Source organism: Polaribacter ponticola (genome assembly GCF_026191475.2).
Taxonomy (GTDB): domain Bacteria; phylum Bacteroidota; class Bacteroidia; order Flavobacteriales; family Flavobacteriaceae; genus Polaribacter; species Polaribacter ponticola.
On sequence record NZ_JAOSLC020000003.1, the window covers coordinates 1,365,089 to 1,379,533 of the forward strand.

At 28.1% G+C, this 14,445-nt stretch carries 12 protein-coding genes, 1 tRNA gene and 4 pseudogenes; all 17 read right to left on the bottom strand.

What is annotated here, in order from left to right:
* Positions 1-31: 31 nt before the first annotated feature.
* The 17 genes and pseudogenes from N5A56_RS11320 to metH all read right to left on the bottom strand — a co-directional run bounded on the left by N5A56_RS11320 (position 32) and on the right by metH (position 14,443).
* Positions 32-1,207 carry a glycosyltransferase family 4 protein gene (locus N5A56_RS11320; protein WP_265725554.1) on the bottom strand — a complete coding sequence of 392 codons (1,176 nt, stop codon included), beginning with the start codon at positions 1,205-1,207 and terminating at the stop codon, positions 32-34.
* Positions 1,204-1,875, bottom strand: coding sequence for a glycosyltransferase (locus N5A56_RS11325; RefSeq protein WP_337994844.1), 672 nt, complete (start codon positions 1,873-1,875; stop codon positions 1,204-1,206). The genes N5A56_RS11320 and N5A56_RS11325 overlap by 4 nt, the downstream gene beginning before the upstream one ends.
* Complete coding sequence (locus tag N5A56_RS11330; RefSeq protein ID WP_274270411.1) at positions 1,875-2,435, bottom strand: hypothetical protein; 561 nt, start codon at positions 2,433-2,435, stop codon at positions 1,875-1,877. Before N5A56_RS11330 ends, N5A56_RS11325 begins: the two co-directional genes overlap by 1 nt.
* Positions 2,425-3,396 carry a hypothetical protein gene (locus N5A56_RS11335; RefSeq protein WP_274270412.1) on the bottom strand — a complete coding sequence of 324 codons (972 nt, stop codon included), beginning with the start codon at positions 3,394-3,396 and terminating at the stop codon, positions 2,425-2,427. The genes N5A56_RS11330 and N5A56_RS11335 overlap by 11 nt, the downstream gene beginning before the upstream one ends.
* A 21-nt stretch (positions 3,397-3,417) precedes the next feature.
* Entirely contained in the window at positions 3,418-3,708 is a 291-nt protein-coding gene (locus N5A56_RS11340) for a hypothetical protein (protein ID WP_337994798.1), read from the bottom strand.
* A gap of 139 nt (positions 3,709-3,847) precedes the next feature.
* Positions 3,848-4,237: a hypothetical protein gene (locus tag N5A56_RS11345; protein WP_274270413.1), complete on the bottom strand. Its 390-nt coding sequence runs from the start codon at positions 4,235-4,237 to the stop codon at positions 3,848-3,850.
* 71 nt (positions 4,238-4,308) lie between these two features.
* The gene (locus tag N5A56_RS11350) at positions 4,309-4,668 is read right to left on the bottom strand and encodes a hypothetical protein (protein ID WP_274270414.1); all 360 of its coding nucleotides are present in this window, start codon (positions 4,666-4,668) and stop codon (positions 4,309-4,311) included.
* A 4-nt stretch (positions 4,669-4,672) separates the two neighbouring features.
* A pseudogene (locus tag N5A56_RS17730) lies at positions 4,673-5,160 on the bottom strand (glycosyltransferase family 4 protein).
* Positions 5,161-5,265: 105 nt separating this feature from the next.
* A pseudogene (locus tag N5A56_RS17735) lies at positions 5,266-5,757 on the bottom strand (glycosyltransferase family 4 protein); the annotation flags it as partial.
* A complete protein-coding gene (locus N5A56_RS11365; protein ID WP_274270417.1) occupies positions 5,744-6,811 on the bottom strand; it encodes an O-antigen ligase family protein in 1,068 nt (355 codons plus the stop codon). The pseudogene N5A56_RS17735 and the gene N5A56_RS11365, both read right to left, overlap by 14 nt.
* Entirely contained in the window at positions 6,778-7,017 is a 240-nt protein-coding gene (locus N5A56_RS11370) for a hypothetical protein (RefSeq protein WP_274270418.1), read from the bottom strand. Before N5A56_RS11370 ends, N5A56_RS11365 begins: the two co-directional genes overlap by 34 nt.
* A gap of 118 nt (positions 7,018-7,135) precedes the next feature.
* Positions 7,136-8,296, bottom strand: coding sequence for an MATE family efflux transporter (locus tag N5A56_RS11375; protein ID WP_265725560.1), 1,161 nt, complete (start codon positions 8,294-8,296; stop codon positions 7,136-7,138).
* 417 nt (positions 8,297-8,713) lie between these two features.
* A tRNA-Asp gene (locus tag N5A56_RS11380) sits at positions 8,714-8,787 on the bottom strand.
* A gap of 53 nt (positions 8,788-8,840) precedes the next feature.
* A pseudogene (locus tag N5A56_RS11385) lies at positions 8,841-9,763 on the bottom strand (DUF58 domain-containing protein).
* Between the two features lie 65 nt (positions 9,764-9,828).
* Positions 9,829-10,146 (bottom strand): thioredoxin, encoded by a 318-nt coding sequence (trxA, locus tag N5A56_RS11390; RefSeq protein ID WP_265725561.1) that lies wholly within the window; start codon positions 10,144-10,146, stop codon positions 9,829-9,831.
* A 225-nt stretch (positions 10,147-10,371) separates the two neighbouring features.
* A pseudogene (gene metF / locus N5A56_RS11395) lies at positions 10,372-11,327 on the bottom strand (methylenetetrahydrofolate reductase [NAD(P)H]).
* Between the two features lie 440 nt (positions 11,328-11,767).
* The gene (metH, locus tag N5A56_RS11400) at positions 11,768-14,443 is read right to left on the bottom strand and encodes a methionine synthase (RefSeq protein WP_274270419.1); all 2,676 of its coding nucleotides are present in this window, start codon (positions 14,441-14,443) and stop codon (positions 11,768-11,770) included.
* Positions 14,444-14,445: the final 2 nt, after the last annotated feature.

Genomic DNA, 14,445 nt, shown 5'->3' on the forward strand with positions numbered 1-14,445 from the left:
TCATCAATAATTTTTAATAGGTTCATAATTATTATAATTCAGGGGTTACTATCAATTTTTTATAAGCCTCTAAAAGCAATATATAATATGCTTTATTGCTATATTTTTCTTTCACAATTTCAAACCCATTTTTACCTAACTCTTTCATTTTATCTTCATCATTCCAAAGTAATGAGATTTTATCAGCTAAATCTTGGCTATTTAAAGGTTTGAACAACAATCCGTTTATGCTATTTTCAATTATTTCTGGGTAACTACCAAAATCTGGTGCCATAATTGGAACTTTTTGAGCCATAGCTTCTGGAAAAACCATCGCAAAACCCTCATAACATGCACTGGTATGAGCTAAAAACTTTGACTCTGCATAAAAAGTTTTCATTTCTTCAGAATTTAACATACCTCTTAATGTAACATTTTCTGGTATGTCTAACTCCTCTTCATAACCAGGTCTCATTAATCCTGCTATATGAAATGGTATATTAGGTAATTTTTTAGCTGCTGCTAAAAGAACTGGCAATCCCTTCTCTGGACTAATTCTACCTGCAGAAGCAACGTATTTTTTATTTTTGTAATCATAATCTTTATCAACTATTTCTTTAGTATAAAAATTTGGAATTACAGAACATTTATCTTTGTTAAATCCATTTTCAATTAATTTATTTTTTTGAAACTCATTTAAGCATAAAAAAGAATCTACATAATCTTGGTACTGTCCAGAAAATCTTGCCCAAAAACTCCTTAGAGCATAACCTGTACTCTTAAAAATTGATCCTTCACAATTATTAATAATACAATTTAATTCTTTTGAAGCTCCAGTGCATTTCTCACAAATTTCACCTTTTGTAAAAAACAACCCATTTGGACATAGCAATCTATAATTATGAATTGTCATTGCAATTGGAACCCCAAAACTTTTAATTACAGGCAAAATAGCAGGAGATATAAGGGGATATAAATTATGTATATGAACTATATTTGGTTTCTTAGTTTTTATAATTTCTTTTATATCTCTTATTGATTTATTATTTCTAACACCTAAGAAAAAAGCTTTTGCTTTAGCAAATGGCATTGTTTCTAATTCTTCACTACTTCTAAAATAAGTAATAACCTCATGGCCATTTTCTTCCAATAATTGTATTTGAGCTTCTACTACAGCTTCTTCACCACTATGTTTTCCATATTTGTTATGGATCATTAAAATTTTCATCCTAGAAGATTTTTATAAACACTATTTAACTTATCAACTTTACCTTCCCAAGAGAAATCTTGAGCTCTTAATAAAGCTCCTTTAGATAATTTTACTCTGTAGTTCTCGTATTTATAAAGTTTAGTTATAGCATTTTTTATATTTATAAAAACTTTTCGTGGCTCATCTATAGGAATTTTAATCCCACAAGAATCATTAACAACATAAGAGAAACCACAATGGTCTAGACTTACAACAGGCACACCTAATGAAATACTCTCTAAAATAACAGAAGAAGTTAAATCTTTTAAACTCGTAATTACTAAAGCATGTGAATTCTTCATAACATCTAAAGCTACTTTTTTCTCAACCCAACCATACCATGTACAACTATTATGAATCTTTAATTTTTTCGCTAATTTTTTCCATTTTTTAGTTTGTTTTCCTTTACCTAAAACATGTAATTCCCAAAGGATATCTTTATTTAATAATGCTAAACTTTTTAAAAGAATATGTAAAGCCTTTCCTGCAGTATGTTGCCCAGACCATACAATTTTAAAAGGCTGATTTTTAACTCTCTTACTAACATTAATGTTAAGTAAATCTACAGTTCCTACCTCTGTAATTATAACAGAATCTTGTTTCCAAAGTCTTTGAATTGATCTTTGAATATCTGGAGTAGCTGCAATTAAAGTAGAGTTTTTTTATTTGCTGCTAACCAAGGTCGTCTTAAAAATATTTTTTGAAAACTATTTAAAACATTTCTGATTCCATGAAAAATTTTACCGTTAAAATCAAACAAAGAAAATAATTTCCATGGCACATTTTCTGTACCTCCTATTGGACCCCAAACAAAGGGTTTTTTTATCTTCCATAAATAACCAGGTTCTCGATAACCTACCATATTTAATTGATGAACTATATCAAAATTTTCATTTTTATCTAATTTCTTTGCTAAGGAATAGGCGTCTTTTTGCCAAATTTTATAATACCAATAGTATGATGGTGGCCATATTTTACGTAGGAAACGATTTCTCTCTTTTTGAATAAAATAAAATTTTAAATTTTTATTCGGCGTATTAACCATTTGTTCAAGAATATCTTTTTCCCATTTTTCTTTTTCAACAATTACATGTACTTCATGAGATTTACTTAAACCATTTACAAAACTCCAACCCATACCAGGCTCAGACCCTCTCTTAGGGCTACAGGCATAACAAGAAATTAATATTTTAAGTTTACTTTTCATTAATAAATTTTAACATTTCTTTTTCGAATAGTGCTTTTTTCTGCTGATTAGCTGCAACCATTATTTCTTTTAAAAGAAACAATGAGAACACTTCATTTATTTCTTTAATTTTAATTTTTTTCGAAACATAATTATATAATTCCTCTTTACTTTTCCTTTTTAATAACCTTCCTATTTGAAAATGATATTTTATTAAATCGAAATACTCTAAACCTTTTTCTGTAAAATACTCAAAATCAAAAGCAGAAAAACCATCTTTTGTTTTTACAATATTCCAGGGAGCAAAATCTCCATGTTCATAAACTTCTTCATAATTATTTTTAGAAGACAATAAAGTGTTTTCTAATATTTGCAATTCATCGTTAAAATTATTTTCTTTTAAAAATTCTTTTATTTGTTTAACTCTATAATGCTTTTGTAACTTTTTAAAGACTCCTTTTTTAAAAGGTTGAATAATTTTTAAAACATCTTCATCCGAAACAGTTTCTATATTACCCTCCAATTCGGGAAGAATAAAAAAGGGAGTTTCTCTAAATTCAAAATTTTTCATTTCATAATTTAAAGCTCTATTTTTAGATAGAATTTTAAAAGCATTTATTTCATTTTTTATATTTTCAATTCCAATTTCATTAATTGGATATTTAACGTATCCAAATATTTTATTATCAGCTTGTAACTGAATAACAACCTTATCATTTAAGGTAGCTTTATAAATAGATGAAGTAAATTTTTTATCAAATTTTTGATTTAAAAAACGAATAAACTCAGAATTTTCTTGAGTTTGCAATTCAATTATTTTCTTAAAAAGATTATTAAAGTAAACACAAAAAAAACGAGCAAAGCTTTTAAAAATTTTGGCTTTTTTTGAAAATGGATTATATAACTTAAAAGACTTTTTTGCTAAAGAACTTTTACCAACAGCAATTATTACCTTAGGATTTTTACTATTTGGAATATGCAAATAGATGTCTTCAGAAAAAAATTAACGTCTTTCATACATTTTTTTCATTAGAATTGCAGTTACATTACTGACTATCTTAGCTGGTTTTTTGCTTACATCTATTTCAAAGTACCTTTTATTATCTACTAAACTTTTATATTTTTCAACTTGGTTTTCTAGCTCAGAAAAAGTAACCTCTTGTTTTCTCTTATAAATAGTTTCAGCGTCGGTAACCAAAATAAAATATAACGCAGGTTTTTTTATAAAACTACGAAATAATTTTGCTACTTTATCTCCTCCTCCGTATCTGTATCGCTTATTATCAGCTATCAAATCATCATAATATCTATCAAAAATAATTAGAGATGATCTTACTCGTAAAGGAACTATACTTTTTAACCAACCTAAATTATATTGAAAGAAAAAATAACAAAGTTTTATAAAGGATTTAAATTTATTATAAGGCTTAAACTTATGAGGATCTGTTGTAACTGTTATTTTTTTCTTTATTCTCTATTGGCTTTAAATGAAAATAGTTCGTTTGCCTAAAGGGTAGATTAGCGTTTACCAATCCGTTTATTACTGTAGTTTTACCAGAACCATCAGGCCCTAAAAAAGCTATAGAGATTCCAGTAGGTAATATAATTCTCTTTAAAATTCTTATTTTATCTTTTAACCAATAGGATAAAGTTGGTGTTCCTTTTTTTAAGTCTGATAAAAAGATTTTTTTATGCTGATTAATTTCAATTATTTCATCTTTTAAAAAGGCTTCCTTTATCTTCTTACCAGTTTTCTTAAAATAAGTATCTATAGTCTTTAAACAATTAATTTCATCTTTTAAAAACAATAATCTTAGGTACATAAAAACATTTTCTTCTAACTCTCCTTTAGTAATTTTCTTTAAAAAATAATGAATAAACTCTTGATGTACAGCTAAAATATTAATATTTTTATATGTAGTTTTATTATTAAAAATTTCTTCTTCAGAAAAAAGATTACATGCTTTCTATGAAACAAACCATAAATATCTAAGTTTAATATTTGTTGATTTTCTTGATTATATAAAAATATATTTTTAGCATATACCTCTTGATGATAATTTTGTACAATTTTAAATCCGTTTAAATCACAAAACTTTTTTAAAGTTTCTTCAATTGATAAAAAGTCATTTTTTTTAAACAAAATATCTACATCATTTTCAGTTGATTTTTCTGAAAATAAATCTTCATAACCATTAGTTATAACATAGTCTATAGAATTCTTTTTCAAGTATTTTAAAAAAATATGAATCATTACTTTATAAATTTTGATATAATAAGTTATAATTATCTGCAAAGTTTTGTGTAGAAAACTCTTGCGCTGCTTTTTCCTTACCTTTTTTAGCAATTTTAAATGCCAATTCTTTATTCTTTTTTAATTCTAAAACGGCATTCCCCCAATCTTCTGCTACAAAAGGGCTCACTAACAAACCTGTTTCTTTATGATCTACAATTTCTGGTAGAGCTCCAGCATTAGAAACAATAACAGGTTTTTCTGCCATCATAGCCTCTACAACAGATAAGCCAAAACCTTCAATATAACACGGATGTACTAGCACATCTGAACTATATAAAAGATTCCCTACTTTTTTTGACGTCCTAAAAAGTGTACAAACTCCTCTAATTCATACTCTTTTACTTTTTCTTTTAACTCATTTTTTTGTACTCCATTACCAGCAATATAAAGATGAATATCTCTATGATGTCCTAAACTTAATAGATGCATCATATCTATTAAAATATTCAAGTTTTTTATTGTGATTAAACTAGAAACACTTAAAATGTTAAACGTTTTTCTAGACCATTTAGGTTCTAATTCATCTACTTTTAATTTACTTGTTCCATTATAAATTATAACAGTATTTGCTTTTAATAGCCTTGGAAAAACCGATTCCTTTTCTTTTTTCACATAATTAGATATATAAATAAAAGTATGCACCTTACTATATACTAATTTCTGTATTAAACGTTTTACAAAACTATGAGACATAGAACCTTCAAACGTAACTATCAATTTTACTTTTGGTCTAAATAATTTTACCAAACCTGCTATTAACTCTCCAAAAAAGAATTGTGTTTGAATAACCTCAATTTCATTTTCATCAATAATACGCAACAAGGTTTTAAAATGCTTAAAAATATTTCTCCCAAAATTACCTTCAAAAACTTTGTTACAAACTTTTACAAAATTCTCTTTAAATTCTTCGTGATATGCATTTGAATAAACATACAAAAAACTATTATGTTCTGAGTATTCAATTAAGTCTAACGTTTTTTTTGGTGTACCAGTAAACCTATTATAAGAAGATAATATGTAAAGTATATTTTTTTCATATTGCTTCATTTTTTTCGTTTTCAACTTTATAATCTTGATACATAATTATAATATAGAAAGCTATACCTCCTGGAATAATACCATGCGAAAACGTATATACAGACCATGTGTAATTTATAAAAAGGTATTGAATTAAGTAAAACGACATAGCTAACGTAATGTGATTTTTATATTTAGTAAAAAAACCAAACATAAAATACCTACATAAAGTAAATAACATAATACCAGTACCTAAATAACCGTATTTTAAAAGTAGATCTACATACCCAGAATCAATAACTGTAAAACGCTCCATAAAAGCATTTGTAGCTCCTAATTTATATTGAGTCATTAACTTTGCAGATTGATGAATATAACCATAACCGAATACTTTTTCTTTATTAATAGCATCCCATCGAAATTTATTATATAAATCTCTGGTTTGTAGTGCTAAATCTTCACTATAGACAACCGCATTTATTTCATCAACAATTTTATCATATAATCCATTAATAAAAATTAAAGCTAAAGATGCTGCAAATACCGAAACCCCCAATAATTTAAAAACTGTTTCTTTTCTAAACTCTAGATTAGCATCATAAGCAAACAAATATAAGACAGCAAAAAACAGCGTCATAACTGTTAAAGCAGAGTGGGTCGCAAATATCAACCCAAGAAAAAGAAATACTATTATTCCTAAAATTTTAAATGATTTTTCCCTACTCATTTTAAATTCAATTAAGTATAAAAATATAGCCAAACTTATATAAGTTGGAAAGAATGTTCTTATGTGAGTGCCTTTAAAATACACTGGTGGTATAATTGCTGGTAAAACAAAAAATAGACAGTAACAAACTGTAAAATAGATACTTACCCATTTTACCCATTTAATTAAAGCACTTAAATCAATATTATCATAATACACAATTAAATAAATAAAAATAACATAGAACCACGCATCCTTACTTGCTATTAAAGCTTGTTTCGCTGATGAGTAATCATTAACAATAGGCCTTATAATTCCATAAGCTAACAACCCTAAAACTAAGATTATAATAACAATACTATTCTTTGGTAATTCCACCCAATCCTTTTAAAAAATATTCCGAAAAGAGCTACTAGATTTAAACCAAAATATCCAACTTCAATCCCACCTAAAATAAATGTAGCCGGATCAACAAAACCTAAAAATTTGGTAGAAGCTAACAAATAAAATATCAAGAAAACGTTTGGTCTATTGGCAGCCATCAAAAATGCAAAACCATAAAACCCTAACAGTAATACTACCATCCGTTTAGTTTTTTTAATTTTTTATTTTCAATCATAAACGTACAAAGAATTATGATAGCGCTTATTATTAAACTTAACCCGTACGAATAAATAAATCTATAAATTACGTCAACTTCTACTAATAAAAAAAGAAAATAACTGAAGTAACTGGCACACTTAATTTTATTAAAAAAGCTTTTTTTAATTGATTATCACCGAGGAAATATCTATAAAAAACCTCAACAACCGCAACACTTCCTAAAGAAACAATGAGTATAAAAATAAGATTATATAATACATCTAAATTACTTTCTGTTAAGCTTAAATACGACAAAATAAATTCACCTAAAAAATGATAACCAGCAATAATGACAATATATACAAGAAAAGATATGTAAAAAATTTTAAAGGCTATTTTAGACATTTCTGCCGCTTTTTCTTTAATTAATTTAGAAAATACAGCAAACATTGGAACTGACAAAGAAACGATTAGGCTATTTGCCAACATTGCTACTTTAAAAGAAAGATCGAAAATAGCATACATTCCCACATCTGCTACCATTAGAATAAACAAATACCTCATAACTGGCATTATAATACTATTAATCAACCCTAAGTTTAAGAATTTTAAAGAACATTGCAATACATACTTTATATGTGTTTTACTAACCTTAACTAATTTAATAGTTGTTCTAGTTTTAATGAAAACAATATAAAAAAGAAATAAAACAATCGTTATTATTAGTGGAGTTACAATATAAACTAACACATTACTTGTAAAAAAACTTAATAAAAAAATTGATAAATATAAAACAGGCGTAAATAAAGCTAAACTAAAATTTACAACATGCATAAAATAATTAGCTTCTAAAATAGACTTACATAAGTTATTTAAAAGCATAAAAATTAAAATTAGAAAACCTGTAATAAGTAAACAGTTTTTTTCTGTGCTACTAAGATTAATATTTTCACCAAGTAAATCAATATTAAGATAATTAAGAACTACAAAAACTACACTTATTACAGAAATAACTGTTAGATTAATATAAACTGCAGATGTAATTACTTGATTGGAAGATATTTTTTTATCTCCACTTAACAAAACTATTGCTTGAGATAAACCTAAATCTATTAAACTAGAAACTCCACTAAACAAAAGAGTAAGACTAATTATACCGTATAAATCTAAACCAATTTTTTGAATAATAATTGGCAGTAATAAAAGTGTAACAGAAGAAACCGTTAGAATTTTTCCAACAGAAGCAAATACATTCTTTTTTAAATAATTCTTAATATCCATTTAAAACTACATATCATAAACAAAAAACGATTCCCCATTCTCTGCTACTAGTTGTAGTTTTTTACTTGATAGATAAGCAATCATAGTAAAAACGTCTAAGTTTAAAAACTTAAAGATATCTTTTAAACCAATAATAAAATTTTTATGATTTTTTTCAGAAATACATTGCTTTTCATTTACCATGAGATTGCAAATTAAACTTAAAAAGAGACTACTAAGTACTAGCTTCATTTAGGGGGAATTAGTATTTATGTAACAATAATAACCTTTTTTTTTAGTTTTCATAAAAATACAACTACTTTCTTACTAAAACTACGAATAAGACTTGAATCTAAAAAGGGAATTTTTGGGACTTAATTAATTAAGAAATAAAAAAGTGTTTAAACGAAAAAAGCATCTCAAATGAGATGCTTTTTGCGGTCTGGACGGGACTCGAACCCGCGACCCCCTGCGTGACAGGCAGGTATTCTAACCAACTGAACTACCAGACCGTTGCTCTTAGCGGTTGCAAATATAACTCTGTTTTTTAATCTACCAAAGAAATTTATAAAAAATTTCTTCTTTTTATTAAATAATTTGTGAGAACCTGTTTAAAACCTAAATGTATATCTACAGGTACATAATCAATCTTATATTGTAAACATTTACCTTTCAATTCGTTAAAATATAAATCAACCTTTTTTTATACTGTTCTAGTACATTTTCTGCATAAATATTTATTTCCTCTCCAGTTTCAATATCTACAAATTTTTTAGGAGAATTATCAAATTCAAAGCTAAATTCCTTTTTTCCATCAAAAGTATGGAACAAAACAACTTCATGCTTGTTATGTTTTAAATGTCGAAGGGCATCAAAAAGCTTACTTTTATCTTCAGAAGTTTGAAACATATCTGTAAATAAAAAAATGAGTGAACGCCTATGCATTTTTTCGGCAATCTCATGTAAACACTTATAAGTTTCTGTCGTAGCTTTAGATTTTGACATTAAAAGTTGCTCTAATTGATGTAAAAGCATCTTTCTATGACGCTCACTTCCTTTTTCTGGAGCATAATAATCATATGCGTCAGAATAAATACTTAAACCAACTGCATCTCTTTGTTTTTTTAAAATCTCCATTAATGAAGCAGCAGCTATTGCAGAAAAACCTATTTTATTTAAATTATTAACGTTTTGTTGTTTTAAAATAGGATAATGCATAGATGCTGAGTTATCAATTATAATATGACATCTTAAATTCGTTTCCTCTTCATATTTTTTAGTATACAGCTTTTCTGTTTTAGCAAACAATTTCCAATCTATATGGCGGGTACTTTCCCCCTTATTGTATAATTTATGTTCAGAAAACTCAACAGAAAATCCATGAAACGGGCTTTTATGCATTCCAGTAATAAATCCCTCAACCACTTGTTTTGCGAGTATGTCTAAGTTTTTTATTTCTGATGATTTAACTTCGGATAAATTTATCATTCTACCAAAATAAAAAAAGGTTTGACGTTAGCCAAACCTTTTTATTTATCTTTTTTAATTCTGTTTTAAATAGCAGCATCAATCTTACCTGTATAAACGTTTTTAGGTGCAACACCTACCTGCTTATCTACAACTTCTCCGTTTTTAAAGATTAAAACCGTAGGTATATTTCTAACCCCGTATTTTGCAGCAAACTCTTGGTTTGCATCTACATCTACTTTACCAACAATAGCTTTACCGTCATATTCAGCATGAATTTCATCAACAATTGGCCCAACCATTCTACAAGGTCCACACCAAGCTGCCCAAAAATCTACTAATACTGGTTTATCTGATTTTAATACTAATTCGTCAAAATTTGCGTCTGTTATTTCTAAAGCCATTTTATATATTTTTAAATTTGATTTTTATTTCTTATCACAAAAGTAATCAATTTATTTCCTTTTTATATTTCAAAAAAATTACTTTTTCTTATTAGTCTATCAATACTACCTATGCTTACAAATAAAGAATTCATTAAAAAATAGACTAAAATGAGTTCATTTTTAACGAATTCTTAAATTCTTAATCTTCTTTTTAAAAGAAACTTAGTTATAGAAAAATACTATTTAAAATAATTCAGATGCAATAGCTTGTATATTATCGCTTTTTCCCATAGAATAATAATGTAAAACTGGAGCACCTGCTTCTAATAATTCTTTAGATTGTTGAATTGCCCATTCTACACCAACTTCTCTAACATCTTTATTAGTTTTACAAAGTTCTACTTCATTTATTAAATCTTCAGGTAAATCTATTTTAAAACCTGTGGCAATAATTGCAAATGTCTTTTTACTGCTAACGGTTTAATTCCTGGAATAATTGGCACATTAATTCCTGCTTTTTTAGCAGCTTCTACAAACTGAAAATATTTTTGATTATCAAAAAACATCTGTGTAACAACATAATCTGCACCAGCGTCTACTTTTTCTTTTAAACGTTTTAAATCTGTTTGTAAAGAAGGTGCTTCTAAATGTTTCTCAGGATAACCTGCTACTCCAATACAAAAATCAGATTTATGATTTGCTTCAATTACGTCATGTAAATATTTTCCACAATTTAAGTTCTGAATTTGCTCCACCAAGTCTTTCGCATAATGATTCCCATTTTTAGAAGGCTCAAAATATTTTTGATGACTCATTGCATCACCTCTCAACGCCATAACATTCTCTATACCAAGATAATGACAATCCACTAAAACATATTCAGTTTCCTCTTTTGTAAAACCTCCACACAAAACATGTGGCACCGTATCTACATCATATTTATGCTTAATTGCTGCACAAATACCAACCGTTCCAGGGCGCATTCTGGTTATTTTTCTATCCAACAAACCATTTCCTTTATCTAAATAAACATACTCTTCCCTAGAAGTTGTTACATCAATAAATGGTGGCTTAAACTCCATTAACGGATCTATATTTTTATATAAATCTTGAATGTTATTTCCTTTTTTAGGTGGAATAATTTCAAATGAAAACAATGTTTTTCCGTTTGATTTTTTTATGTGTTCTGTAATCTTCATCTTGCTGAATTTATTTCAGTTCTTTAGAAGAAATAGGCAATTGTTAATGCAGTAATGGTTAATGTTAAAAGCTTTAGAAAGAATACGAACTCTAACCTATGTTTTTTCATCTGATTTATTTTCCTACAAAACTCTTATTTCTTCTTTTATTAGTTGTTAGTTTAAATAAAATTAATTGTTAATTAATTATTTCTTTTGGGCGTTACCTTTCAGGTCGCGCTTTTCGTTATATCTTTTTATTTATGCTGAACTTGTTTCAGTATCTTTTCTTATTTAGAACTAATTTTATTTTTTTATATAGATACTGAAACAAGTTGAACATAAAAAGGATGCCACTGCAATCGCTAACGCAACTTGTTTGCCTGCGTCATTGCGAACAAAGTGAAGCAATCTATTATTTAACAAAAAATTACTTCGTCATTCTTTCTCCTAATAACATTTTATTGGTCTGCTATATTTGGGTGCAACCATTTTCTAGCCTTTTCTTTTTTAATTCCTTTTCTCGTTGAATAATCACTTACTTGGTCATCTGTAATTTTACCTAAACCAAAATATTTAGATTCTTTATTGGCAAAATAATATCCAGAAACTGCTGCTGCTGGCCACATTGCTAAACTTTCCGTTAATTTTACACCAATCTTATTTTCAACATCTAACAAATCCCAAATTGTTTCTTTTTCTAAGTGATCTGGGCATGCAGGATAACCTGGCGCAGGTCTTATTCCTTTGTAACTTTCTTTAATTAAATCGTCATTAGATAATGTTTCTTCTGAAGCATAACCCCAATGTTTTGTTCTAATTTGTTTGTGCAAATATTCTGCAAATGCTTCTGCAAAACGGTCAGCAATTGCTTGTGCCATTATTCCGTTATAATCGTCTTCTTTTGCTCTGTAACTATCTGCTAATTCTTGAGCTCCAAAAATTCCAACACAAAAAGCGCCCATATAATCTGTTTTACCAGATTCTTTTGGAGCAATAAAGTCAGCCAAAGCATGATTTGGAATTCCTTCTCTTTTCTTTAATTGCTGACGTAACGTTCTAAAAACGGCTATTTCTTCTCCCTTTTTCTGAACAGAAATATCATCTTCATTAATTGAGTTTGCTTCAAACAAACCAAAAATTGCTTTTGGTTTTAACAATTGTTTTGCAATAATTTCTTCAATCATTGCTTGTGCTTCTTCATACATTATAGAAGCTTGCTCACCTACAACTTCATCCGTTAAAATAGCTGGAAATTTTCCATGCAAATCCCAACTTCTAAAAAACGGACTCCAATCTATAAAAGGCACTAATTCTTTTAAACTTAATTGTTCTAACATCTGAATTCCTAACTCCTTAGGTTTTACAATTTCAGAAGTATTCCAATCAATTTTATATTTACGTTTACGTGCTTCTTCAATAGAAATATATGATTTTTCTTTACCTCGTTTTAAAAACTTAGTTCTAAACTCATCATAATTTTTCTTTAAATCTGCAACGTATTGATTATTTGTTTTCTTATTCAACAAATCACCCACAACAGTAACTGCTCTAGAAGCATCATTTACATGAACCACAGCATTTTTATACTGCGTATCAATCTTAACAGCTGTATGTGCTTTAGAGGTTGTTGCTCCACCAATTAATAATGGCAATTCAAAATTTTGACGTTCCATTTCTTTGGCTAAATACACCATTTCATCTAAAGAAGGCGTAATTAATCCACTTAAACCAATAGCGTCTACATTTTCTCTTTTTGCAGCTTCAATGATTTTTTCTGGCGGAACCATAACTCCTAAATCTACAATTTCGTAGTTATTACAACCTAAAACAACGCTCACAATATTTTTACCAATATCATGTACATCACCTTTTACAGTTGCCATTAAAATTTTACCTAATGCTTTTTGTTCTTCTCCTTTTTCTGCTTCAATAAATGGATTTAGATAACCAACCGCTTTTTTCATTACACGAGCAGATTTTACTACTTGCGGCAAAAACATTTTTCCTGCGCCAAATAAATCTCCAACCACATTCATTCCTGCCATTAAATTACCTTCAATAACTTCAATTGGTTTATCTGCGACTTGTCTTGCTTCCTCTACATCTTCAATAATAAAAGCATCAATTCCTTTTACCAAAGCATGTGTAATTCTGTCTTGTAAAGCGTTTTCTCTCCAAGATAAATCTACCGTTTTCTCTTTTTTAGAACCTTTTACAGTTTCAGCAAAATCCAATAAACGTTCTGTTGCATCTTCTCTTCTGTCAAGAATTACATCTTCAACGTGTTCTAATAAATCTTTAGGAATATCATCATAAACTTCCAATAAAGCGGGATTTACAATTCCCATATTCATACCAGCTTGAATAGCATAGTACAAAAATACAGAGTGCATTGCTTCACGAACTCCATTGTTTCCTCTAAAAGAAAACGACACATTACTTACACCTCCACTTACAGAAACATTTTCTAGGTTTTCTTTAACCCATTTTGTTGCTTCTATAAAATCGATGGCATTCCTTCTATGTTCATCCATTCCTGTTGCAACAGGAAATATATTTAAATCGAATATTATATCTTCAGATGGAAAACCAACTTTGTTTACTAAAACATCATAAGATCTTTGTGCAATTTCAATTCTACGCTCGTAATTATCTGCTTGTCCAACTTCATCAAAAGCCATTACAATTACTGCTGCTCCGTAACGTTTAATTTGAGTTGCTTCCCAAATAAATTTCTCTTCACCTTCTTTTAAAGAAATTGAATTTACAACACATTTTCCTTGAACAACTTGTAAACCAGCCTCAATTATTTCCCATTTAGAACTATCAATCATCATTGGGACTCTACAAATATCTGGTTCTGCAGCAATTAAATTTAAGAAACGAACCATTGATTCTTTTCCATCAATTAAACCATCATCCATATTAATATCGACAATTTGTGCTCCTCCATCTACTTGATGTCTTGCTATTGCTAGAGCTTCATCAAATTTTTCTTCTTTGATTAATCGTAGAAACTTACGAGAACCTGCAACATTAGTACGTTCACCAACATTTATAAAATTACTATTTTCATTCAAGATTAGAGGTTCTAATCCTGATAAACGCATGTATTTCGATTGTTTTATCTTCATCC